Source organism: Streptomyces kronopolitis, assembly GCF_014646275.1.
Classification (GTDB): Bacteria; Actinomycetota; Actinomycetes; order Streptomycetales; family Streptomycetaceae; genus Streptomyces; species Streptomyces kronopolitis.
The window spans coordinates 1-21,893 of record NZ_BMND01000034.1 but is presented as its reverse complement, the minus strand read 5'-3'; the positions used below and the strand labels follow the sequence as shown (position 1 = coordinate 21,893).

The 21,893-nt window shown below is 74.1% G+C and carries 18 protein-coding genes; 9 read left to right on the top strand and 9 right to left on the bottom strand.

Features of this window, described 5'->3' with window-relative positions; translation table 11 throughout:
- Positions 1-38: 38 nt before the first annotated feature.
- On the bottom strand, positions 39-1,142 hold the full coding sequence (locus IEY78_RS27600; RefSeq protein ID WP_189102788.1) for a citrate synthase 2: 1,104 nt from the start codon (positions 1,140-1,142) through the stop codon (positions 39-41).
- Positions 1,143-1,610: 468 nt separating this feature from the next.
- Between IEY78_RS27600 and pdxH the strand changes: the two genes are divergently transcribed.
- On the top strand, positions 1,611-2,234 hold the full coding sequence (gene pdxH / locus IEY78_RS27595) for a pyridoxamine 5'-phosphate oxidase (protein ID WP_189102846.1): 624 nt from the start codon (positions 1,611-1,613) through the stop codon (positions 2,232-2,234).
- A gap of 404 nt (positions 2,235-2,638) precedes the next feature.
- Positions 2,639-4,180 carry a PAS domain-containing protein gene (locus tag IEY78_RS27590; RefSeq protein ID WP_189102787.1) on the top strand — a complete coding sequence of 514 codons (1,542 nt, stop codon included), beginning with the start codon at positions 2,639-2,641 and terminating at the stop codon, positions 4,178-4,180.
- Here the strand turns inward: IEY78_RS27590 and IEY78_RS27585 are convergent.
- Positions 4,168-4,935, bottom strand: coding sequence for an SIS domain-containing protein (locus IEY78_RS27585; protein WP_189102786.1), 768 nt, complete (start codon positions 4,933-4,935; stop codon positions 4,168-4,170). The two genes, IEY78_RS27590 and IEY78_RS27585, sit on opposite strands and share 13 nt — an antisense overlap.
- Before the next feature lie 185 nt (positions 4,936-5,120).
- Between IEY78_RS27585 and IEY78_RS27580 the strand changes: the two genes are divergently transcribed.
- Both IEY78_RS27580 and IEY78_RS27575 read left to right on the top strand, forming a co-directional pair.
- Positions 5,121-5,813: an iron-dependent transcriptional repressor DtxR gene (locus IEY78_RS27580; RefSeq protein WP_189102785.1), complete on the top strand. Its 693-nt coding sequence runs from the start codon at positions 5,121-5,123 to the stop codon at positions 5,811-5,813.
- Between the two features lie 496 nt (positions 5,814-6,309).
- Positions 6,310-7,185, top strand: a complete 876-nt coding sequence (locus IEY78_RS27575; RefSeq protein WP_189102784.1) for an alpha/beta fold hydrolase — start codon at positions 6,310-6,312, stop codon at positions 7,183-7,185.
- A gap of 209 nt (positions 7,186-7,394) precedes the next feature.
- Here IEY78_RS27575 and IEY78_RS27570 read toward each other — a convergent pair whose 3' ends face one another.
- From IEY78_RS27570 to IEY78_RS27560, 3 genes are all read right to left on the bottom strand, one after another.
- Positions 7,395-9,029, bottom strand: a complete 1,635-nt coding sequence (locus tag IEY78_RS27570) for a GumC domain-containing protein (RefSeq protein WP_189102782.1) — start codon at positions 9,027-9,029, stop codon at positions 7,395-7,397.
- The gene (locus tag IEY78_RS27565; RefSeq protein WP_189102844.1) at positions 9,026-9,805 is read right to left on the bottom strand and encodes an ABC transporter ATP-binding protein; all 780 of its coding nucleotides are present in this window, start codon (positions 9,803-9,805) and stop codon (positions 9,026-9,028) included. Before IEY78_RS27565 ends, IEY78_RS27570 begins: the two co-directional genes overlap by 4 nt.
- Positions 9,806-10,063: 258 nt before the next feature.
- Positions 10,064-10,735 (bottom strand): bifunctional DNA primase/polymerase, encoded by a 672-nt coding sequence (locus IEY78_RS27560; RefSeq protein ID WP_189102780.1) that lies wholly within the window; start codon positions 10,733-10,735, stop codon positions 10,064-10,066.
- A 464-nt stretch (positions 10,736-11,199) separates the two neighbouring features.
- Here IEY78_RS27560 and IEY78_RS27555 point away from each other — a divergent pair, with 464 nt between their 5' ends.
- Together IEY78_RS27555 and IEY78_RS27550 are read left to right on the top strand one after the other, a co-directional pair.
- Positions 11,200-12,594 (top strand): NsdA family TPR-like regulatory protein, encoded by a 1,395-nt coding sequence (locus tag IEY78_RS27555; RefSeq protein ID WP_189102778.1) that lies wholly within the window; start codon positions 11,200-11,202, stop codon positions 12,592-12,594.
- A gap of 203 nt (positions 12,595-12,797) precedes the next feature.
- The gene (locus tag IEY78_RS27550; protein ID WP_373294258.1) at positions 12,798-14,582 is read left to right on the top strand and encodes a hypothetical protein; all 1,785 of its coding nucleotides are present in this window, start codon (positions 12,798-12,800) and stop codon (positions 14,580-14,582) included.
- A 36-nt stretch (positions 14,583-14,618) separates the two neighbouring features.
- On the opposite strand, the gene IEY78_RS27545 is transcribed toward IEY78_RS27550, so the two are convergent.
- On the bottom strand, positions 14,619-15,968 hold the full coding sequence (locus IEY78_RS27545; protein WP_229700206.1) for an ABC transporter substrate-binding protein: 1,350 nt from the start codon (positions 15,966-15,968) through the stop codon (positions 14,619-14,621).
- A gap of 171 nt (positions 15,969-16,139) precedes the next feature.
- Here IEY78_RS27545 and IEY78_RS27540 point away from each other — a divergent pair, with 171 nt between their 5' ends.
- Positions 16,140-16,598: an SCO4402 family protein gene (locus IEY78_RS27540; RefSeq protein ID WP_189102776.1), complete on the top strand. Its 459-nt coding sequence runs from the start codon at positions 16,140-16,142 to the stop codon at positions 16,596-16,598.
- A gap of 32 nt (positions 16,599-16,630) precedes the next feature.
- Complete coding sequence (gene purU / locus IEY78_RS27535; RefSeq protein ID WP_189102774.1) at positions 16,631-17,521, top strand: formyltetrahydrofolate deformylase; 891 nt, start codon at positions 16,631-16,633, stop codon at positions 17,519-17,521.
- Positions 17,522-17,754: 233 nt separating this feature from the next.
- Here the strand turns inward: purU and IEY78_RS27530 are convergent, their stop codons facing one another.
- Both IEY78_RS27530 and IEY78_RS27525 read right to left on the bottom strand, forming a co-directional pair.
- Positions 17,755-19,074: a zf-HC2 domain-containing protein gene (locus tag IEY78_RS27530; RefSeq protein WP_189102772.1), complete on the bottom strand. Its 1,320-nt coding sequence runs from the start codon at positions 19,072-19,074 to the stop codon at positions 17,755-17,757.
- Positions 19,071-19,751, bottom strand: coding sequence for a sigma-70 family RNA polymerase sigma factor (locus tag IEY78_RS27525; protein WP_189102770.1), 681 nt, complete (start codon positions 19,749-19,751; stop codon positions 19,071-19,073). The genes IEY78_RS27530 and IEY78_RS27525 overlap by 4 nt, the downstream gene beginning before the upstream one ends.
- A gap of 463 nt (positions 19,752-20,214) precedes the next feature.
- Between IEY78_RS27525 and IEY78_RS27520 the strand changes: the two genes are divergently transcribed.
- Positions 20,215-20,589, top strand: coding sequence for an STAS domain-containing protein (locus IEY78_RS27520; RefSeq protein WP_026169623.1), 375 nt, complete (start codon positions 20,215-20,217; stop codon positions 20,587-20,589).
- Between the two features lie 57 nt (positions 20,590-20,646).
- Here the strand turns inward: IEY78_RS27520 and IEY78_RS27515 are convergent, their stop codons facing one another.
- A complete protein-coding gene (locus IEY78_RS27515; RefSeq protein WP_189102838.1) occupies positions 20,647-21,807 on the bottom strand; it encodes a sensor histidine kinase in 1,161 nt (386 codons plus the stop codon).
- Positions 21,808-21,893: the final 86 nt, after the last annotated feature.

The following is a 21,893-nucleotide window of genomic DNA, read 5'->3' as shown; positions in this document are numbered from 1 at the left end:
CACGGCGGGCCAGCCGACAACGTGGGAAGCCAGAAGCCTCAGCGAGGCGCAATCGCTCCATACCCGGAAATTTCTCGCGGGCTCCGCGAGCTGGGGCCCACATACCGGGCCGACGGTCGCACCAGTCGGCCCGTCCGCTTCTGTTCGAGGATGTGCGCGCTCCAGCCCGCCGTGCGGGCACACGTGAACATCGAGGTGAACATGTGCGCCGGGACCTCCGCGAAGTCCAGCACGATCGCGGCCCAGAACTCGACGTTGGTGGCCAGCACCCGGTCGGGGCGGCGGTTGTGGAGTTCCTCCAGCGCGGCCTTCTCCAGGGCTTCGGCGACCTCGAAGCGCGGGGCGGCCAGTTCCTTGGCGGTGCGCCGCAGCACTCGTGCCCGCGGGTCCTCGGCGCGGTAGACGCGGTGGCCGAAGCCCATCAGCCGCTCGCCCTGGTCCAGCGCCTTGCGGACGTAGGCGGCCGCGTCGCCGGTGCGCTCGATCTCCTCGATCATGCCCAGGACGCGGGAGGGCGCGCCGCCGTGCAGCGGACCGGACATCGCGCCGACCGCGCCGGAGAGCGCCGCCGCCACGTCCGCGCCGGTGGACGCGATGACGCGGGCGGTGAAGGTGGAGGCGTTCATGCCGTGTTCGGCGGCCGAGGTCCAGTAGGCGTCGACGGCCTTGACGTGCTTGGGGTCCGGCTCGCCGCGCCAGCGCTTCATGAAGCGCTCGACGACCGTCTCCGCCGTGTCGATCTCCTTCTGCGGCACCATCGGCAGGCCCTGCCCGCGCGCCGACTGGGCGACGTACGAGAGCGCCATCACCGCGGCGCGGGCGAGGTTGTCACGGGCCGTCGCCTCGTCGATGTCCAGCAGCGGCTTGAGGCCCCACACGGGCGCCAGCATCGCGAGCGCGGACTGCACATCGACCCGGATGTCCCCGGAGTGCACCGGGATCGGGAACGGTTCGGCGGGCGGCAGGCCGGGGTTGAACGCCCCGTCCACCAGCAGCCCCCAGACGTTGCCGAACGACACGTGACCGACGAGCTCTTCGATGTCGACCCCGCGATAGCGAAGGGCACCGCCTTCCTTGTCGGGTTCGGCGATCTCCGTCTCGAACGCGACGATTCCCTCGAGTCCGGGTACGAAGTCGGACATCAGGCGGCTCCTCAAGCTGGGGCCGGCAGACGCTCCGTGAGCGGCCGCCGTGCGGTCGTGGTGTGCGGCGCCGGCGCGGCTACGCGGCTGCTGGCAGCTCGCGGTCCGAACCGGGCGCCCAGGTGATGCCCTGCCAGGGCACCGTTCACGCGAGGGTCCTGCCCGCAGTGGTCGGGCCGCGGGCGGGCGGTGCGGTGCGGCGTGTGGTGCGTCGGTACAGCCGGACGGACACGATAGCTCTCCGTGTCCGAAGCCCACAGTGGGCCGGGCCATGATTTTGTCGGGTCCCCCACCTGCGGGGAAGCGTGAGATCCGGCACAGTCGTCGATTTGCCGTCGGGAGGGTTACCGCCCGGCGGCCGGGGGCAGACTTTCGCCCCTCCAGCTGACCGGGCCGCGGCCGATGTTGCAAGATGAGGCCGTGCATCCAGCCGACGCGTCCCACGCCGAGAACCCCGACCCCTCCTCCATGCGTGCGCACTACCGCGCCGAGGGACTCGCCGAGTCCGACCTCGCCGCGGGCCCCTACGACCAGTTCGCCCGCTGGTTCAAGGACGCGACGGTGGCCGGGCTGCACGAGCCGAACGCGATGATCGTCTCGACGGCGGACGCCGCCGGCCGGCCCAGCTCGCGGACCGTGCTCCTCAAGGCGTTCGACGACCGCGGCTTCGTGTTCTTCACCAACTACAACAGCCGCAAGGGGCGTGAACTGGCCGAAAATCCCGCCATTTCGCTGCTGTTCCCCTGGCACCCGCTCGCCCGCCAGGTCGTGGTGACCGGCACCGCGCAACGCATCGGCCGGGACGAGACCGCGGCCTACTTCCGCACCCGCCCGCACGGCTCCCAGCTGGGCGCCTGGGCCAGCGACCAGTCCGCCCCGGTCGCCTCGCGCGCGGAACTGGAGGGCGCCTACGAGGAATTGGCGGCCCGCTACCCGGAGGGCGAGCAGGTCCCGGCGCCGCCGCACTGGGGCGGCTACCGGATCGCCGCCGAGACGGTCGAATTCTGGCAGGGCCGGCTCAACCGGCTGCACGACCGGCTGCGCTACGTCGCCGAGCCCGGCGGCTGGCGCGTGGAGCGGCTGGCCCCCTGAGACACGCGGGCCGGGGGCGGCGGGCCGTCCGTACACGCAGACGACCCACGGGCTGCCTCCTCCGCGCTCGGTGGCGCGAAGGGCCGGTCGGACGAACCGGCAGCCCGCGGGTCGGGTGACTGCTTGGGATTGGCCGGCTGCGCATCTGCAGTATGCGCCGGTCCGGCGCTGCACTTCGGTGAAGCGACGGGCCGCTAGCCCGCAGCCACCTCACGCGTCCGGTGCGAAATCATTGGCCGAACCACCTCCCTTCTCGTGTGCTCCACACATTAGGAAGCAGCCCCGCCCGGCACAACCACATTTCCCGGAAGCAACGATTTCCGTGAATCGCGGGTGCCCTGTGTCACGTTCCAGTTGAATGTTCCCAGGTGGAGCATGTGTGGCCGCGTTCGTGAGGGGTGCCAGTGACTGCTTCGTCAGCTTCTTCCGACCTTTCCGGTCCCCCCGGGGCCCCCGGACTTCCGGGCGTCCCCGGCCCGACGGCGCCGGCGCGCCGTGCCGCCGGCGAGAGCGACGACTCCGGTCTGCTCGCCGCGCTCCTGGACGGCATGGACGCCGCCCTCGTCGCCTTCGCCGCGGACGGCACGGTCACCCACTGGAACCACGAGGCGGCCCGCATCCTGGGCTGGACCACCGCCGAGGCCGTCGGCCGTACGGGGCTGACGGGATGGGCGGTCCGCAAGGAGGACGCCGACGGGATCGAGGCCGTCCTGGCCGCCGCGATGCGCTCCCCGGGCCGCCAGGTGCACGAGTTCGCCCTGCTGACCAAGGAGGGCCACCGCGTCCTCGTTCGCACCCAGTCCTCCGCGGTCCGCGGGCCCGGCGGCCGGATCGCGGGCGTGTACTGCGCCTTCAGCAAGGTGCACACCCAGCTGGACCTGGAGCGGTCCGTGGCGCTGGCCGAGGCGCTGTTCGAGGACGCGCCGTGGAGCGTGGTGCTGATCGACGCCGACCTGCGGCCCGCCGTCGTCAACGCCCACGCCGCCCGCATCCTCGGCGTGGGGCGCACGGCCCTGCTGGGGCGCCCCCTCGGCGAGCTGCTGGCGCAGGGCGTCGAGGAGTTGGAGGGCGCCCTGCAGCACGTCCTCGCCGAGGGCGCCCCGCCGGCCACCGCCGAGCTGTGGGTGACGCTGCGCTCCGAGGGGGCCGAACTCCCGCGCCGGTGCTGGCGCAGCGGCTTCGTCCGGCTGGCCTCCCCGCTGGCCGAGGAGCCGGTGCCGCTGGGCGTGGCCTGGCTCTTCCAGGACGTCACGGACGCCAAGCGCGCCGAGCAGGAGGGCTCCCTGCTGCGGTTCCGCGCCCGCCAGCTCCACCGGGCGGGACGGGCGGCCGCGGACTGCCCGGACCCGGCCGAGGCCGCCGCCGTCCACCTCGACTTCGCCCTGGCGGGCTTCGCCGACCACGGCCTGGTCGACCTCGCCACGGCGCCCCCGCCCGCGCCGTTCGGGGCGGTCGCCGCGGACGCGGCGGACGACGGCCCCCAGGAGGGTGCGTACGGCAGGGGCGGCGCGGGCGCCCCGGGCGCTGCGGGCCCGCCGCCCGGCGGCCGGCTCCGGCTGGTGCGGACGCTGGCCTCCCCGGCCGGGGAGCCCGGTCCCGCCGAGCGGCTTCCGGCGACCGGCCTGCCCGTGCCGTACGCGCCGGGCCATCCCGCCCTCCAGGCCTGCGAGCGGCGCGGCCCGGTGCGCACCGGTGCCGGATCCGCCGCCCCCGAGGGCTGGGCGGCCGCCCGCCACTGGCCGGACGGCACCGTGCACGGCCTGTGCGCGGTGCTGCGCAGCCGCGGCCGCACCCTGGGCGTCGTGACGTTTCTGCGGACTCCCGCGCGCCGCCCGTTCGACCGGGCCGACGCGGACTACGCGGAGGAGGTGGCGGCCCGGATCGCCGCCGCCCTCGACCTCGCGGGCGCCGCGGCGCTCGGCGCGCCGCCGGCTCACTGCCGGTAGAAGATCCGGTCCGCGTAGGCGCCCATCACGGACGCGTTCCAGTCGTGGCCGCCGTCGACGTTCCCCGAGCGCAGCAGCGGCGGGTCGATGCCCCGCTCCGCGAGGACGCCGGCCGCGGTCGCCACCATGGCCTGCATGATCGCGCTGGTGACGACGGTGGAGGCGGGGGCGAACGGCGCGTCGATGCCGGGCAGCGTCAGCTCCGCGTCGCCGAGCGGGATCCGGTTGTCCAGCACGAGGTCGCAGTGGTCCTTGAGGAAGCTGCCCGAGGCGTGCCGGGACCGGGTGGCCTGCGCGTACGCCACGGATGTCACGCCGATGACCTTGATGCCCAGGGCGCGGGCGTTGACCGCCATCTCCACGGGCAGCGGGTTGCGCCCGGACAGCGAGATGATCACCAGCACATCGCCCGCCCTCAGGGGGCTGCTGTCCAGGACCGCCGCGGCCAGCCCGTCGACCCGCTCCAGCGCGCTGCCGAGCGTCGCCGGCCGCACGTCGACGCCCACCACACCCGGGACCGACAGCAGATTCATCACCGCCAGGCCGCCCGCGCGGTAGACCGTGTCCTGCGCGGGCAGCGAGGAGTGGCCGGCGCCGAAGGCGAAGATCCGCCCGCCCGCCGCGACGGCGTCGGCGAGCAGCTCCCCGGCCGCGGTGATCCGGTCGCCCTCCGCGTCGCGGACCTGTCGCAGCAGGTCGATCGCGGCGTCGAAGTAGTTCCCGGCCAGCCGGTCGCTCCGGTCGCACTCCGCCATTGCCGCGGCCCCTCTCGTCGGATCTCGGCGTCTGTGATCAGTGGCGCGGATCACGTTGCGGTCTGGACCAGTGCGCTGTCAATACGGCGGTGCGGGGCCGCCGCCGCCCACGGCGCGGCACCGTTGTCGGTGGGATGCGTCAGAATTGGGAACAGGGCCACCGCACCACACATCGAGGGGCACGCATGTCAGGACTGATCGACACCACGGAGATGTATCTCCGCACCGTCCTCGAGCTGGAAGAGGAAGGTGTGGTGCCCATGCGCGCACGCATCGCGGAGCGCCTCGAACAGAGCGGCCCGACGGTGAGCCAGACCGTGGCGCGCATGGAGCGGGACGGGCTGCTGACGGTCGCCGGCGACCGTCATCTGGAGCTCACGGAAGAGGGCCGGCAGCTGGCGACGCGGGTGATGCGCAAGCACCGCCTCGCCGAGTGCCTGCTCGTCGACGTCATCGGCCTCGAATGGGAGCAGGTGCACGCCGAGGCCTGCCGCTGGGAGCACGTCATGAGCGAGGCGGTCGAGCGCCGCGTCCTGGAGCTGCTGCGGCACCCGACGGAGTCCCCGTACGGCAACCCCATCCCCGGGCTGGCCGAGCTGGGCGAGAAGTCCGAGGTCGACCCGTTCCTCGACGCCGGCATGGTGAGCCTGATGGACCTGGACGCCGGGGCCGACGGCAAGACGGCCGTGGTGCGCCGGATCGGCGAGCCCATCCAGGCCGACGCCCAGCTGATGTACACGCTGCGGCGGGCCGGTGTGCAGCCGGGCGCGGTGGTGAGCGTGACGGAGTCGCCGGCCGGGGTGCTGGTCGGCAGCAGCGGTGAGGCCGCCGAGCTGGGCTCCGAGATCGCCGCGCATGTCTTTGTCGCCAAGCGTTGAAAGCGGTTTCGGACGCTTTCCTTTTCGCACTCCCGCCCGTATTTCCCTGCCGAGCCCGCTGAGCTGCGCCGACGCGCCGCACGGCGGGCTCGGCACGTGCTTGCCTGTTGAACGGACTTGTGCGAATCCGTGCGATACGGCCGGGGCCGTGGCACCCTGACGCATGGTCGTGCGGCGGCCGGTCCCGGCCGGGAGGGGGCTCGGATGCATCCACCCGTGGTGGGAAACAGTCAGGGCCCCGGCGCTGCGAGCAGCCGGGGCCCTGCCTCCCCATGTCCCCCACCCAAGACCCGGAGCCCCGAGCTCCCAGGGTCTTTCCCCACGGGCCCCCTTCCCGGTAGGGCCCGCCTCCCGGCAGATGTCTCCCCGTGGCGGGCGCGGACAATCCCCGAGTGAGGTCACTCGAACGAGGGGTATTCCGCGCCGGAGCGGTGCGTTCGAATAGGGGTTCGATAGTGTGGAAGTGCTCACGGGACGATTGGGGGTGCCAGGGCACATGGTGCGACGCATCGAGGTAACAGGGGCCGGCGGCGTGCGGCTGGCCGCCTGGGAGTTCTCCGACCCGCCCAAGAGCGGCGGCGGCCTGGAGGAGCCCGAGCGGCGTCCCGGTGTGCTGCTGCTCCACGGTCTGATGGGCCGCGCCTCGCACTGGGCCGGCACCGCCCGCCGGCTGAGCGCCCGCCATCGCCCGGTCGCGCTGGACCAGCGGGGCCACGGCCGCAGCGAGAAGCCCGCCGTGGGGCCGTACGACCGCGAGGCCTATGTCGACGACGCCATCGCCGCGATCGAGCAGCTCGACCTCGCGCCCGTCGCCCTGGTGGGGCATGCCATGGGCGCGCTGACGGCATGGCAGTTAGCGTCCCGGAGACCGGACCTGGTCAGTGCGCTGGTGATCTGCGACATGCGGGCGTCGGCGCTGGGCGCGGCCTCGCAGCGCGAATGGACCGAGTGGTTCCGCTCCTGGCCGATGCCGTTCGCGACCCTCGCCGACGTCCGCAAGTGGTTCGGTGAGGACGACCCGACCCTGGAGCGGCCCCGGCCGGCCCGCGGCGAGTATTTCGCCGAGGTGATGGCCGAGCGCGCCGACGGCTGGCGCCCCGTCTTCTCCCGCCGGCAGATGCTCACCGCCCGCGAGACCTGGGTGCACGACGCCCATTGGGAGGAGCTGGCCCAGGTGTCCTGCCCGACCCTCGTCGTCCGCGGCCTCGACGCCGAACTGGGCCGCGCCGAAGCGCAGGAGATGGTCCGGGTCCTGCCGCGCGGCGCCTACGCCGAAATCCCCGACGCCGGGCATCTGCTCCCCTGGGAACAACCCGACGACTGGTACGCCGCCATCGAACCTTTTCTGCACGCGGCCACGGTGCGGGGCTGACCACACGCCGGCACCGTGCCAACGGGGCGGGGCAGCGCGTGGGTCCGGGCCACCACCGGGCTCGGCTGAACCGAAGAGGCCACGCCACTCCGCCAGGCCGGGCCACTCCGTCGGGCCGGACCGAGCCGCAACGCCCGCCCCCCCCACCAGACCCACCAGCCCCGGCAGACCCCGGCCGGAAGGGCCGGGGCCGCCGGATCGCTCAGCTCTCAGCCCTTGCTGACCGCTGCCAGGATCTCCGGCAGGCGTGCCACCACCCGCGGGGCCGCCACCCGCAGGCCGAGTGCGGCGAGGCCCGTGCCGTAGAGGGCTCCGATCGGGAGCAGCACCCACAGGAACTGGTGCAGGCCCGCCACGTGCAGCCAGATGGTCAGGCCCAGCAGCGGGCTGCACAGCACCGCGGCGATCAGGACGCCGCCGAAGAGGCTGAACCAGGCGATCGCGCCCTGCCCCGGCGCGACGCTCTTGTTGCTCTCCGCGGGGATCGAGAACGGGAACAGCGCGGACGACACCGAGCCGGTGGCCAGCAGTGCGCCGAGCACCGCCAGCGAGAGCCCGTAGACCTCCATGAAGTCCGACCACGGCCCGATGAGGGCCGCGGCGCCGAGGACGACCAGCGTGACGTACGGGACGGCCACCAGCGCCAGCGTCAACGCGCGGGCCCGCAGCTCCTGATACGCGTCCCGGGGCGTGGCGATCGTCGAGGCGACCATCCAGAACGCCGAGGTGTCCTGCCCGAACTGGTTGTACATCTGCGAGCCGAGCAGCGCGGACGCCGAGAAGGCGCTGTAGATGCTGCCGTTGCCCTGCGCGGAGGTGGCGATCGGGACCAGCAGGCCGACGCCGAGCGCGGTGGCCCAGGCCATCTTCGACTTGGGGTCGCGCCAGGCGTAGCGCAGGAAGCGGAGCATGACGGTGCCGGTGCGGCTGTCCGGCAGAAGCCGCGCGAGCCCGCGCTCACCGGTGCCGGACGTGCCGGCCCCGCCCTTCTCCAGCGCTTGGAGGGTGGAGGAGTCCGGGGAGGTCATCAGCGTCGTCAGGGTGCGCCGCCACCACCACAGCAGCAGCCCGAGCGCCAGCGCCGTCAGCGCCAGACCGGCCAGCGCCCGCCCGTACGCCCCGTGCCCGGCGTCGTCGACCGCGCCGATCGCGGAGGCCGGCGGCACCCAGCGCAGCACCTCGCCCAGCGGTTCCAGTACGGCCAGGCCGTCCGGTCGGCCCAGCTTCTGGGCGGCGATGTTGACGCCCTGCCCGCCGAGCGCGATGAACAGCCCGCCCAGCACGGCGAGATCGCGGCCGCGGCGGCTGGTCAGCAGGCGGATCGAGGCGGTGGCGATGGCCCGCGCCAGCGCCACGCACACCAACAGCACCAGGACGACCGCCACGACCGCCACGACGGCGGCGACCGCGCCGTGCGCGACCGCGAGCACCGCGCCGGTCACCAGCGCGAGGGTCACCACCGGGCCGATGCCGACGAGCGAGGCCATCAGCAGCGAGACGATCAGCGGCCGCGGCCGCAGCGGCAGCATGACCAGCCGGGTCGGGTCGAGGGTCTCGTCACCGCCGGGGAAGAACAGCGGCATCACCGCCCAGCCCACGGTGAGGATCCCAGTGAGCAGCACGGCCAGCGCACCGGCGTGCGGATTGCCGCGCAGCGCGGTCAGCCCCAGCACCACCCCGGCGGCGAACAGCAGGCCGACGAGGAGCGAGGCGACATACGCCAGGGTGCGCCCGGTCGACCGGCGCAGCCCGTTGCGCAGCAGCGACAGCTTCAGCCGGACGAAGACGGCGGTCAGGGAGGGGGCGGCGGCGGGGCGGGCGGCCGTCGCGGATTCGGTGCTCATCGGGCGCGGCCACCGCCCAGCCAGTCGAGGTCCGCGCCCGCGCCGCGGCCCTGCGCGCCGACGAGTTCGAGGAACGCGTCCTGGAGCGAGGGGGCCGCGCCGCGCACCTCGGCGAGCGGGCCGTCGGCCCGGATCCGCCCGGCGGCCAGCACCGCGACCCAGTCGCACAGCGACTCGACCAGCTCCATCACATGGCTGGAGAAGATCACGGTGGCGCCGGAGGCGGTGTAGCGCTCCAGGACGCCGCGGATGGTCTGCGCCGACACCGGGTCGACGCCCTCGAAGGGCTCGTCGAGGAAGAGGATCTCGGGGTTGTGCAGCAGCGCGGACGCCAGCCCGATCTTCTTGCGCATACCGGTGGAGTAGTCCACCACCAGCTTGTGCTGGGCGCCGGACAGTCCGAGCACGTCCAGGAGCTGCCCGGCGCGCTTGTCGACCTCCTCGCCCGGCAGGCCGCGCAACCGGCCTATGTAGCCGAGGAGTTCGCGTCCCGACAGACGCTCGAAGAGCCGCAGCCCCTCGGGCAGCACCCCGATCCGGGACTTGACCGACACCGGGTCCTGCCAGACGTCGTACCCGCCGATCTCGACCTTCCCCGCGTCCGGCCGCAGCAGGCCGGTCACCATGGACAGGGTGGTGGTCTTGCCGGCGCCGTTGGGGCCGACCAGGCCGATGAAGCGGCCGGCCGGCAGCGTCAGGTCGATGCCGTGGACGGCGGTCTGCTCCCCGAACTTCTTCCACAGCCCCTGGATGCGGACGGCCGGCGGGCCGGTCACCTCGCCGCCGGCGGCCGTGACCGGCCCGCCCGGAGTGAGCGTGGTGTGCTGCGGCGGCGCCGTCTCGGCCCGCCCCTCGATGTGTTCCGGCTCGTTCGCCACCGGTCCTGCCCTTCGACGTCCCCGCAGGGGCCGGTCGTGACCCCCGTCCGGCGTCCCACGATACGGCCGGGGCGCCGGAGTGAGCCGTTCCGTGGAGGCGGTTCCCTCGGGGCGCCGAAGTGCCGGCGGGACCGCCCCGACGGGACGGGCCGCGGGTCAGCGGGTCCGGGCCGCGACCGCCTCCCGGGCGCAGGCGTAGCCGAGCGGGCTGATCAGGTCTTCCGCGTCCGGCAGCCAGCGGTTGGCGGCACCGGGGCGGCGGGCCCACTGCACCACGCCGTGCGCGCCCACCCGGGTCGGCGGCGCGGTGATGTACTCGCCCTCGCCGCGGCAGCGCAGATCCAGCGCGGCCGGCACCCAGCCCAGGCTCCGCAGGAGCGCGGGCACCTTCGCCGAGGCGCCGGTCAGGACGAGGAAGAGCATCCGGCGGTCGGGGGTGGACAGGACGGGGCCGAGCGGCAGTCCCATCCGCTCCATCCGGGCCAGCGCCAGGCAGCCCGCGCTCTCGGAGACCTCCAGCGCCTCGAAGGCCCGCCCGGTCGGCAGCAGGATCGAGGCCTCCGGCCGGCCGCTCCACAGCCGGCGGACGGTGCTCGCGCTGCCGGTGGCCTCGGCGGCCCAGCCGGGCGCGAGGGGATGCGCGCCGGGCGCAGCGCAGTCGCGGGCGCGGCACGAACAGCGCGGCGTGTGGCCGTCGTGCTCCATCCATGCGCCGGGGAACACGTCCCAGTGGCGCTCCTGCGCGTAACGCACCGCAGTGTCCAGCAGTTGCTCGCCGCGCTGTGCGGGGATCTGCGGGGTCCCCGTGACGCCGATGGTCTTTTCCACGCCCGGGACAACTCCCGTGGTGACCAAGGGTTACGCCCAAATGGCTGACGGCCCCGGCGCATTGTTCTCGCACGTGGGGCGCATGGGGGCACCGGTGGGGGCGCGTGTGCGGACCGGGCCCGGGGAGCGGGTAGCCACCTGCGTGACGGGCGGAGAGACCGCCCGGCGGCAGGCGGCGTGGACCCCGGGGGAGCCCGGCACGGCGGCGCCGCGAGCCGCGCAGCGACACCGCGCACCGTCCCACCCGTTGAACGAGCGCCGCGCACCGAGGACGCACAGGAACCGGCTCCACCCCGCTCATCAACCGCGCACAACCGCGCATCCTCGGCACGGTGTAGGGCGCTGTGAGCCCATTTATCGTGCATATCCCGGAACTCTCGGATATCCGGTATATGCCTGGGGAATCGATCACGGGGAACGGCGTTCGCCGGTGAACGCGCGCAGCAGTAACCAGGGGGTACAGCATGGCCGCCAGGCCACTCGTCGCACGGCAGCCCAACGAACGGCTCCAGTCGCTGATCCAGGAGGCCGCCTGCTCCAACGCGGGGCTCGCCCGCCGCGTCAACATGTGCGGTGCGGAACACGGTCTCGACCTCCGCTACGACAAGACCTCCGTGGCCCGGTGGCTGCGCGGACAGCAGCCGCGGGGCCGGGCACCGGCCGTCATCGCCGAGGCGCTGGGCCGCAAGCTGGGGCGCACGGTCACCATCGACGAGATCGGGATGGCCGACGGGAAGAACCTCGCGTCCGGAGTGGGGCTGCAGTTCTCGCCGACCGTCCTGGGGGCGATCGAGCAGGTCTGCGAGCTGTGGCGCAGCGATGTCGGGCGGCGCGACTTCCTCAGCGGCTCCACGGTCGCGGCCTCGGCGCTGGTCGAGCCCAGCCGGGACTGGCTGATCACCGGCGCCGATGTCCAGGTCGCCCGCAACGCCGGGGCCCGGGTGGGGATCTCGGACGTCGAGGCGGTCCGTGCGATGACCTCGGCGCTCAGCGAACTCGACCACCGCTTCGGCGCCGGGCACGTCCGGCCGGTCGTCGTGCACTACCTCAACAGCGTCGTCTCGGGGCTGCTGGCCGGCTCCTACCGCGAGTCGGTGGGGCGCGAACTGTTCGCCGCCGTCGCACGGTTGACGGAGCTGGGCGGGTACATGGCCGTCGACACCGGTCAGCCGGGCCTGGCCCAGCGCTACTACATCCAGGCGCTGCGGCTGGCGCAGGCGGCCGGCGACCGCGGCTACGGCGGCTACGTCCTCGCCGCGAGCATGAGCCACCTCGCCGCCTCGCTCGGCAACCCGCGCGAGATCGCCCAGCTCGCCCGCGCCGCGCAGGAGGGCGCCCGCGGCCACGTCACCCCGCGCGCGGAGGCGATGTTCTGCGCGGCGGAGGCGCGCGGCCATGCCCTGATGGGCGACGGGCGGGCCTTCCAGGTGGTGGCCGGGCGGGCGGTCGCCGCGATGGAGCGGGCCGACGCGACCGCCGAGGCGGGCGACGACCCGGTCTGGATCGCCCACTTCGACCAGGCCTATCTGGCCGATGAACTCGCCCACTGCCACCGGGATCTGGGGCAGCCGGGCCCCGCCGGGCAGCGCGCGCAGGAGGCGCTGGACGGGCATCCGGAGGGCCGGGCGCGGCGCCGGGCCATCGGCCTGCTGCTGCTGGCCGGCGCGCAGGCGCAGCAGCGCGAGGTGGAGCAGGCCTGCCACACGGGCACCCAGGCGGTGGAGCTGCTCGGCGGGCTGCGCTCGGACCGCGGCGCGGAGTATCTGGAGGACTTCCAGCTGCGGTTGGAGCCCTACCGGGACGAACCCGTCGTCAGGGAGTTCAGCGCGCGGCTGGAACTGCGGGCCACCGCGGCGTGAGAAACGCCTCGTCCGGGCGCCCGCACCGCATTTGTCGTGCGGCGTCGGGTTTGTCGTACGGCGCGGGCGGCCCGGCGGAGGCGATCCTTCCGCCGGGCCGCTGGGCGGGCGGGGGTGGTGACCAGGCGACGTGTCGAACGTTGCTGCGACCCGGTAGCGTGCAGCCGACGATTCCGTAGGTCTGCACGTTGGTAGGAGTCACGGTGACGCAGAGCGGACAGGGTCACGACCCGCAGAATTCTGCGGCCGGTCCCGCCCGAGAGGGCATTGTGCTGCCCGCCAACGGCGAGCCGTGGGTGCCCGAACAGCAGGCCGCGCCGGCCGCCGGCCAGCCCTGGGGGCAGCCCTGGGGCCCCGGCGAGCAGGCCGCCCCGGCACCTCAGCCGTACGGCGAGGCGCCCCCGCAGGGCTACGGCCAGGACCAGCCGTACGGTTTCGGCCAAGATCAACAGCAGGGCTACGGCGCACCGCAGGGGCCACCGCACCCGCAGGCCCCCGCCGCGCCGCAGCAGCAGGGCGGCCACGGCTTCCCGCCGCCGCCCCAGGGACAGCCGCCGGTGCCGCCCGTCCCGCCCGCGATGCCGCAGCAGCCGGCGCCCCCGCAGGCCGCACCGCAGCCGCCGGCCGGCCCCCAGAGCCAGGCCGCACCGACGTACGGCGGCCAGGGCGCCCCCGGCGCACTGCCGCCCGAGGGCCGGGCCCACGACACCGGCCACCAGCCCCCGCAGCAGCCATACGGCCAGCAGCCCCCGCCGGCACCACCCCAGCAGCCCTGGGGGCAGCAGCAGCCCCAGGAGCCCACCGGCGCGCTGGTGAAGGCCGACCCGCAGACCGGTGCGCCGCTGCCGCCCGTCTCCGGCGATGCCGAGGCCACCGCGCTCATTCCCCCCATAGGCGGGCAGCCGGGCGGCGCCGCGCCGCTGCCGCCCGAGGCGCGGCCCGAGACGCCCGACGAGTCCACCACCATGCTGCGCGCCATCAAGCCGCAGCACGGCGGCCACCGCGCCGCCGCCCAGCCGATGCCCGGCACCCAGGGCGCGGGCGACGGCGACGCCACCCAGCTCATCCCGCCGGTGGGCGCGGGCGCGCCCCCGCCGCCCGGCGCCTCCTACGGCGTCCGCCCCGGCGCACCCGGCGACCGCCCCACCCCCGCCGAGTTCGACGGCCTCTTCCGCGACGGACCGGGCACGCCCGGCGGCGGCGCACCGGACTCCACGGCGCAGCTGCCGCGCTTCGAGGACCCGGGCCACGCGCCGTACGGGCCCGGCCAGCCGCAGCAGCAGTACGGCCGGCAGTTCCCGCCGCCCGGCGGCCACGCCCCGCAGACCTCGTACGACGACGGCGGCGGGCGCCGCAAGCTCCCCGCGGCCGCGGTCATCGGCATCGTCATCGTGGTGCTCGCCGGCGCCGGCCTCGGCCTCGGCTGGGCGTTGAGCGGCGGCGGCAGCGACGACAGCGCCAAGAAGCAGGACTCCGGTGCCGGTGCCTCCACGGCGCCGAAGCAGTCCGAGCAGCCCAAGCCGTCCGCCGACCCGGCCGAGGCGCAGGCCAAGGACCTGGACGCGCTGCTGGGCGACAGCAACAACAGCCGCTCCTCGGTGATCGGCGCCGTCAACGGCATCAAGACGTGCAGCAACCTCGGCGGCGCCGCCAAGGACCTGCGGTCCGCGGCCGGGCAGCGCAACGACCTGGTGAAGCGCCTCCAGCAGCTCTCCGTCGACAAGATCCCCGACCACGCCCGGCTGACCGCCGCCCTCACCAAGGCCTGGCAGTCCTCGGCCGCCGCGGACAACCACTACGCGGCCTGGGCCGGCCAGGTCGGCGGCAAGAAGGGCTGCCACAAGGGCCGGGCCCGGGGCACCGGCCAGGCCGCCCAGGCCAACGTGGCCAGCGGCCAGGCGACCCAGGCCAAGCGGCAGGCGGCGCAGATCTGGAACCCGCTGGCCAAGAAGTACGGCCTGACCGAGCGCCGCCCCGAGCAGCTCTGAGCCCCGCGGGGCGGGCACCGGCCCGCCCCGCAGAGCTCAGTTGTCGGTGCGCCGCCGCTCCAGCGTCCCGGTGACGTTCACGAAGCCCTTCCGCGCGGCGACCAGCTCGCCGTCCCGCACGACCTGGTAGGTCACCGTCCCGTTCACGATGCGCGGGAAGTCCTGGACGGCGAGCATGTCCTCGTCGCGCCAGCGCAGCTCCGGCGTCAGCCCGCCGGTGTCGACGGCGCGGTCCCCGCGGTCCAGCGCCTGCTGCAGGGTGTGCGCGGTGATGTCCTCGGTGCCCCGGTCGTCGAGCTGCTCGATCAGGGAGCGCAGCACGGTGTAGGCGATCCAGGTGGTCTGCACGCCCTGATCGGCCGGGTCGATGCGGTTGTCGTCGAAGGCGAAGTCGGTGATGACCTTGCGCATCGGGTCCCAGCGGCGATCCCCGGCGACCGGGTACCAGCCGGTGATGTCCGCGCCCTCCAGCGGCCCGGCCGTGCCGCCCGTGCGGTTGACCAGCGACTGGCCGACGCTGCCGAGGACGGAGGCGACCCGCACCCGGGGGCTGTCCTCCTGGAGCCGCCGGAAGGAGTCGAAGAAGGTGTCGGTGTGGTCGCCGAGCGAGGCGGTCACGCACGAGCCGTCCGCCGTGCCGCCCGAGAGGGCCGTGCCGTGCAGCGCCGGGTCGGCGCCGACCCCGTCCAGCGCGCGGTTGACCTCCGACGAGTAGTCGGTGCCGTCCTCGGGTGCCTTGATGTCCTTGGCCGGGTGCCGGTGGCCGCTGGTCAGGCCGGAGTTGAGCAGCGAGGGCATCTGGTCGCCCTGGAGGGTGTCCGGGCGGACCAGCGCGACGCGCTCGCAGTCGCCGGCCAGCTGGCGGCCGTTCCCGGCGAGCAGGGAGGCCTGGCCGCCGTTGACGGGGTAGGACAGCGGGCTCTCGAACTCCTCGTCGGAGGCGCCGTAACCGCCGATGAAGGGGATGCCCTTGACCTCCAGCGGCGACATGAACGAGCGGCCGAACTGGCTGTAGGAGCCGACGACCGCGATCGCGTTCTCGGCCACCGCGCGCTGCGCGCACTGCGCGGCGTACACCGAGTCGTTGCGCTCGTTGCAGGTCAGCACCCGCAGATGGTGGCCCCGGATGCCGCCGCGGGAGTTGACCCAGCGGGCGTAGGCCTGCGCCATGGCCGGCATCCCCGGCATATTGGTCGCCTTGGTGCCCTCGGGCGCCCAGGTCATGACCGTCAGCGGCGCCTTCTCCCCGGAATCCCCCGCACCGGGCAGCGCGCCGCAGCCCGACAGCAGCGACGCGATGGCCGCCGCACACGCCGTCGCCGAGGCGATCGGGACCACGCGCGCGCGGGGCAAGGAGCGGGGGAGGAGGCGTCGCCGTGCGGTCATGACACCGCAGCCTTCCGTCCTGCCCGGAACGGGTGAGTGACGACGAGGCAACGAAGGGTGACGCAGAGGTGAACTCCGGGGGGCCGCTTGAGATCGCCGGCCCGGAACGTACGATCCAATACTGTGCAAGGTTCGGAGAAGTCTTCCCGTCGCGGCCGTCGCTCCCCCACCATGGGCGGCATGCCGCTCAACGACATGCCGTGGTGGCGCTGGCGCAGCAATGTGCGCTCCGCGCTGCACATGCTCTCCGACCCCGCCTTCCAGCAGGAGACCTGGCTGACCAGCCGGCCCGGCTACGGCGATGTCACCGACGCCGTCTACCGGCTCGTCGAGGACACCTGGCTGGACAACTGGTCCGCCGAGAAATACGTCGGCACGATCTTCCGGGACGCCCAGGAGGCCCAGCTCGTCGACGCCGCCGTGCTGCGGGTGCTGCGCATCATGCACCAGGTCGGCGCGGACGCACCGGTCGCCGCGTACGTGGAGCACCAGGGCTGGCCGGACGCGGTCCGCGCGGCCCGGGAGGCGCATGTGCGGCTGGCGACCGCGGACGCCGAGGACCCCGACGCCGCGCCCCGCTCGCTGGAGGTGCTGGCCATCATGACCGGTCAGGCGGACGCCCCGGCCTGACCTGCTCCGCGGGTGTGCGACCCTATGAGGTCATGAGCGAGTCGCAGCCCACCCAGCCCGGTCCGCACGGCCGGAACGATCAGTACGTCCTCACCCTGTCCTGCCCGGACAAGCAGGGGATCGTGCACGCCGTGTCCAGCTACCTCTTCATCACCGGCTGCAACATCGAGGACAGCCAGCAGTTCGGCGACCACGACACCGGGCTGTTCTTCATGCGGGTCCACTTCAGCGCGGACTCGTCGGTGAGCGTCGACAAGCTGCGGGCCAGCTTCGCGGCGGTGGGCGACTCCTTCGGCATGGACTGGCAGATCCACCGGGCCGACGAGAAGATGCGGATCGTCCTGATGGTGTCCCGCTTCGGGCACTGCCTCAACGACCTGCTCTTCCGCTCCCGGATCGGCGCGCTGCCGGTCGAGATCGCGGCCGTGGTCTCCAACCACACGGACTTCGCCGAGCTGGTCGGCTCGTACAACATCCCCTTCCACCACATTCCGGTCACCCGCGACACCAAGGCCGACGCCGAGGCGCGGCTGCTGGAGCTGGTGGAGGCCGAGCAGGTCGAGCTGGTGGTGCTCGCCCGCTACATGCAGGTGCTCTCCGACGACCTGTGCAAGGCGCTGTCCGGCCGGATCATCAACATCCACCACTCCTTCCTCCCGAGCTTCAAGGGCGCCAAGCCCTACCACCAGGCGCACGCCCGCGGTGTGAAGCTCATCGGCGCCACCGCGCACTACGTCACCGCGGACCTCGACGAGGGCCCGATCATCGAGCAGGAGGTCGAGCGGGTCGGCCACGAGGTCACCCCCGACCAGCTCGTGGCGATCGGCCGCGACGTCGAGTGCCAGGCCCTGGCCCGCGCCGTGAAGTGGCACAGCGAACGCCGCGTCCTCCTCAACGGCAGCCGCACGGTGGTCTTCGCGTAACCCTCCGGAAGACGCCGACGACGGGGGGCCTTCGGCTGTCGGACCGCCTCCGGCTGTCGGCACCTCCGGCAGCCGGAACGCCTCTGCCTCTGGCCGGCTGAATGCCTCCGCCAGCCGGAATACCCTCCGCACCGGCCACGTTGTGGGCCCCGAGGGGGTGCCCCGGACCCCTACGGGACCCGTTCGACCGCCCCCTACTGGCCAACCCCGGAAGCCTGGACCTCTCTACAGCTCTACAGCCGCGAGAGCGACGCCGTCGCGAACAGCACATCGCGGATCGCGTCGCGTTCGCCGAGCTGGCCCGCCGCGGCCTCCTCCGGGGAGATGTGGCCGGCGGCCAGCTGGCAGAACTCGGCGCTGTCCAGGGCGATATGGGCGACGGTGTGTTCCGGGGCGCCGAGGGCGGCCGGCGAGTCCAGCGGTATGTACCAGTGGCCGCCGCCGTTGCCCTCGACCTCCAGATGGAGGGTGCGGCCCGGGGCGCCCGCCTCGACCAGCCGCTTCGGCGGCGCGGCGAGCCCGGCCCGCCGGCGCCCGGCCAGCGCGCTGGGCAGCAGCCGGGCGGCGAGGTCGACCAGCTGGTGGAGATGGGACGCGGCCGGCGGCTCGTACGGATAGTCCACCGCCTCGGCGATGTCGCCGGCGTGCACCCAGCACTCGAAGGCGCGGTCGAGGAACGCGTCGCGCAGCGGGAGCCGGAAGTCGCCGTAGCGCACGGCGAGTTCGGCGACCCGGGTGCCGGCGAACGACACCTGGCGGATCAGCGCGCTGCTCTGGTCGCGCCACGGGGCGTGGGTGGCGAGCGGGCTCTGCTCCTCGTCCGCCGCCCGCCAGAACGTCTCCGTCCGGACGAGGGGATCGGGGGTGCCCGGCGGGGCGGCGGTGCCGAGCGGATCGGTCAGCCCGAGGGCCGTGGCGACCAGGCCGTCCACCGCCATCAGATGTCCCATGACGCCGCCGACGGTGGTCTCCCGCTCGACCGGCCGCTCGCCCTCGAACCAGCGCAGCCGCACCGGGGCGCGCCACTCCGCCTCGCCCATGTCGCGCAGCAGCGCGTCCAGCTTGGCGGCCTCCGCGTCGTACGGCGTCGCCCACTCGGGCACCGGGATGCGGGCCGGGCGCCGGCCCAGGCAGCCCTCCAGCACACGGGAGCGCAGCAGCGGATCGAGGTCCAGGCTGTCGGCGGGGTGCAGCAGCCCGACGGCCTCGCGCAGCCGCAGTGCCTCGTCGGCGCAGGAGGCGCAGTCGGTCAGATGGGCCTCGACGGCGGCCGTCTCCTGTGCGGAGCAGGCCGACAGCGCCCAGGCGCCGAGCAGCGACTTGAGGACGCGGTGCGGCGGGGCGCCGGCCGGCGCCGGAAGGATCACGGGCGCGGCGGGCGGCTCGGCCGCGGCCTCCGGCGGGAAGCCGCCGTCCGGATCGGGGGCGGGCGCCGGCGGGGCGTCGGGGAGCGGGCCGTGGTCCTCGGCGGCGGTGCGCGGTGAGGGTATCCGCGGCCGCTCGCCGGGGCTGCTGGGCAGCTCGCGGCCGTCCCACTCGTCCGGGCCGTTCACAGGGACCGTCCATGGCCCGGGCCGGGCGGTGCGGAGGTGCCCGGGGCGGTGTACGGGGTGTGCGGCGGGCGCGGGACGCGGGCGTGCGGGGCGCGGGGCGGGTGCGCGGCGCGGTGGGCCGGCGGCAGGGCCTGGTGGTGGTGGGCGGTGGACAGCAGTTGCAGTCCCAGGCGGAGCCGGCGGCGGGCCTCGTCCTCGGTGACGCCCAGGTCGGCGGCGGTCTGGCGGTAGTCGCGGCGCTGGAAGTACGCCAGTTCCAGGGCGGCGCGCAGGGGTGCGGGCATGGACGTGACGATGTAGTCGGCGCGGGCGGCGGTGGAGGCCTCGTGGATCTTCTGCTCTATCTCGGCGGGCTCGGGGGCCTCGGTCCCGCCGTCGCGCGCGGAGGCGGCCTCGGTCTGGCGCAGCCGCTGGACGGCCTGGTGGCGGGTGACGGCGGCGACCCAGGAGCGCAGGGTGCCCTGCTTGGGGTCGTAGGAATCCGGGTGTTCCCAGATGTAGGCGAACACTTCGCGGGTGACGCGGTCGGCGGCGTCCTCGTCGTCCAGGACGCGGTGGGCGAGGCTGTGCACGAGGGAGGCGAAGCGGTCGTAGAACTCGCCGAGGGCGGCGGCCTCGCCGTGCGCGAGCCGCTGCTGCATGCGCCTGTCCCAACGCGGTGACGCGTCGTGTCCCATCGGGTCCTCATCCCTGCCCGCCGCCACCGGGCTCACACCTCAGCCGTCACTCCTGCACCCGCTCCCGGGACCTGTGCGCACGATCACAGGGCCCGCTGTGCCTCGAATGTAATGGGCGGGTCCGACAACGCACGCTCCTTTGCGGCAAACCGCGCCCCGTGAGGGCGGGGAATGGTAAAAGCCGGCCGCCGGATGCCCTCGCTTTGTGGCGATACTGCCCGTTCGAAGCGGATCGATGCCGATCGTTCTTGTCCACTCAGGGGTATGTGTTACCCGTGTGTGACCGGATGTCGGCGAAAAGCAGGGGGTGCCAAGGCATAGCCTTGGGCAGGACAGCCTGTTGTGCCAAGGGTTCCCAGGTGTTTCAGGGGAGAGAGGCCGGGCAGTCGAGGCGGGGAAGGGTGAGTTCCGGACAGTGCGGGGGGATCATCCGGTACGAGAGCGAGCGAAAGGCTTCGAGCGCGTGTCGTTGAAGGTGGCAGAAGACGAACAAGGCCCCTGGGCCGTGCTGCAGGTCTCCGGTGAGATGGACCTGGTCACGTCGCCTGCGGTGCGCCAGCATGTGCACGACGCGGTGGCCGACGGCCGGCGCTCCCTCGTGCTCGACCTCTCCGAGGTGCGGTTCTGCGATTCCAGCGGCGTGGGCGTGCTGATCGCCGCGCGCCGCCTGATGCGTTCCTGTCAGGGGCGGCTGCGGCTGATCCTCCCGGCGCAGGGCGCAGTGGACGGCTCGCACGTCAACCGGGTGCTGGCCGCGCTCGGCGTCCGCCGGCTCTTCGAGGTCTACCCGGACCTGCACACCGCCGTCGACGAGGCCGCCGCACCGCTCTCCGCCTGACGCCCCGCCCGCCCGCTCACCGACCCGGGCCGCCGCCCGGAGCGCCGGGCCCCGCCCTCACCCCGCCTCCGTCCCCACCCGCCCGTACGGCAGCTCCGCCCGTACGACGAAGCCGCCGTCGGACGTGCGCCGCGCCTCCAGCGTCCCGCCGAGGCTCTGGGCCCGCTCGCGCAGCCCGACCAGCCCGTGTCCGCCGCCGGGCAGCCCGGGGGCCGCCGCCGTCGCGTCCGGCGGACCGTTGCGGATCTCCACCAGCAGCCCGCGCCCCGCGGGGCTCTCCCCGTCCCGCGCCGACCGGCCCGCGCCGTCCTCGCGCACCGCGTCCAGCGGATCCACCCGTATCCGCACCCGCGCCCCCGGTGCGTGCTTGCGGATGTTGGTGAGCGCCTCCTGGACCGTGCGGAAGGCCGCCCGTTCCACCGTCTTGGCGCCCTTCGCGCCGGCCACCACGCCGCCCTCGTACGTCACGTCCAGTGCGCTCATCTCGATCAGCCGCGGCAGCTCCGCCAGATCGGGCTGCGGCGCGAGGTCCCGCGCCTCCCCGGCGCCGCCGCCGTCCGCCCGCAGCACGCCCACCATGTGCCGCAACTCCTCCAGCGTCCGCACGGACAGCTCGCGGATCGTCCGGGCTCCGGCGCGCGCCGCCGCGTCCTCCGTGCTGACCTGCACCGCGCCCGCCTGAAGGCTGATCAGGCTGACCTGGTGGGCCACCACGTCGTGCATCTCCCGGGCGAGCCGGGCGCGTTCGGTGGTCTTGACCCGGTCGGCGAGCAGCCGGTCCTCGCGGCGCAGGCTGCGCGTCAGGTCCTCGACGCGGGAGGCGAGTTCCCGCCGGGTGCGCACCAGCAGGCCCAGGGCGATCGGCGCGGCCGAGGTGACGGTGGCGTCGATCAGCACCAGGGTGTTCTCGCGGTAGTCGGTGAGTTCGAAGTCGGAGATCGGATACGGGAAGAAGTGCGCGGCGATCAGCAGCACCGCGCAGACGCCCAGCCGCTTCCGGCCGGGCCGGAGGGCGGCCAGGGTGTAGAGCCCGATCATCGGCGCGAACCAGATGTAGCCGATGTAGAGGCCGGGGAGGGTGAGGAGGAAGACCAGCAGCGGGAAGCGCCGGCGCACCAGCAGCACCACCGCGGCGGCGATCGAGACGCCCAGCTCCAGGCCCAGTCCGACGCCGTTGACCAGCATCGCGTCGGCGACCGCGAGCAGCACCGGGATCATCACCGGCCCGACCCTGCGCAGCCGGCGGCCCGGCGCCCCGTGTGCCGCCGCCCGCCACGCGGCCGCCGCCGCCCCGGCGGGCGCAA

Bases quoted from the DNA above. Each gene is read 5' to 3' on its own strand.
- IEY78_RS27600 (WP_189102788.1), bottom strand. From the start codon at position 1,142: ATGTCCGACTTCGTACCCGGACTCGAGGGAATCGTCGCGTTCGAGACG.
- pdxH (WP_189102846.1), top strand. From the start codon at position 1,611: ATGCGTGCGCACTACCGCGCCGAGGGACTCGCCGAGTCCGACCTCGCC.
- IEY78_RS27585 (WP_189102786.1), bottom strand. From the start codon at position 4,935: ATGGCGGAGTGCGACCGGAGCGACCGGCTGGCCGGGAACTACTTCGAC.
- IEY78_RS27580 (WP_189102785.1), top strand. From the start codon at position 5,121: ATGTCAGGACTGATCGACACCACGGAGATGTATCTCCGCACCGTCCTC.
- IEY78_RS27575 (WP_189102784.1), top strand. From the start codon at position 6,310: ATGGTGCGACGCATCGAGGTAACAGGGGCCGGCGGCGTGCGGCTGGCC.
- IEY78_RS27570 (WP_189102782.1), bottom strand. From the start codon at position 9,029: ATGAGCACCGAATCCGCGACGGCCGCCCGCCCCGCCGCCGCCCCCTCC.
- IEY78_RS27555 (WP_189102778.1), top strand. From the start codon at position 11,200: ATGGCCGCCAGGCCACTCGTCGCACGGCAGCCCAACGAACGGCTCCAG.
- IEY78_RS27545 (WP_229700206.1), bottom strand. From the start codon at position 15,968: ATGACCGCACGGCGACGCCTCCTCCCCCGCTCCTTGCCCCGCGCGCGC.
- IEY78_RS27540 (WP_189102776.1), top strand. From the start codon at position 16,140: ATGGGCGGCATGCCGCTCAACGACATGCCGTGGTGGCGCTGGCGCAGC.
- purU (WP_189102774.1), top strand. From the start codon at position 16,631: ATGAGCGAGTCGCAGCCCACCCAGCCCGGTCCGCACGGCCGGAACGAT.
- IEY78_RS27525 (WP_189102770.1), bottom strand. From the start codon at position 19,751: ATGGGACACGACGCGTCACCGCGTTGGGACAGGCGCATGCAGCAGCGG.
- IEY78_RS27515 (WP_189102838.1), bottom strand. From the start codon at position 21,807: ATGATCCCGGTGCTGCTCGCGGTCGCCGACGCGATGCTGGTCAACGGC.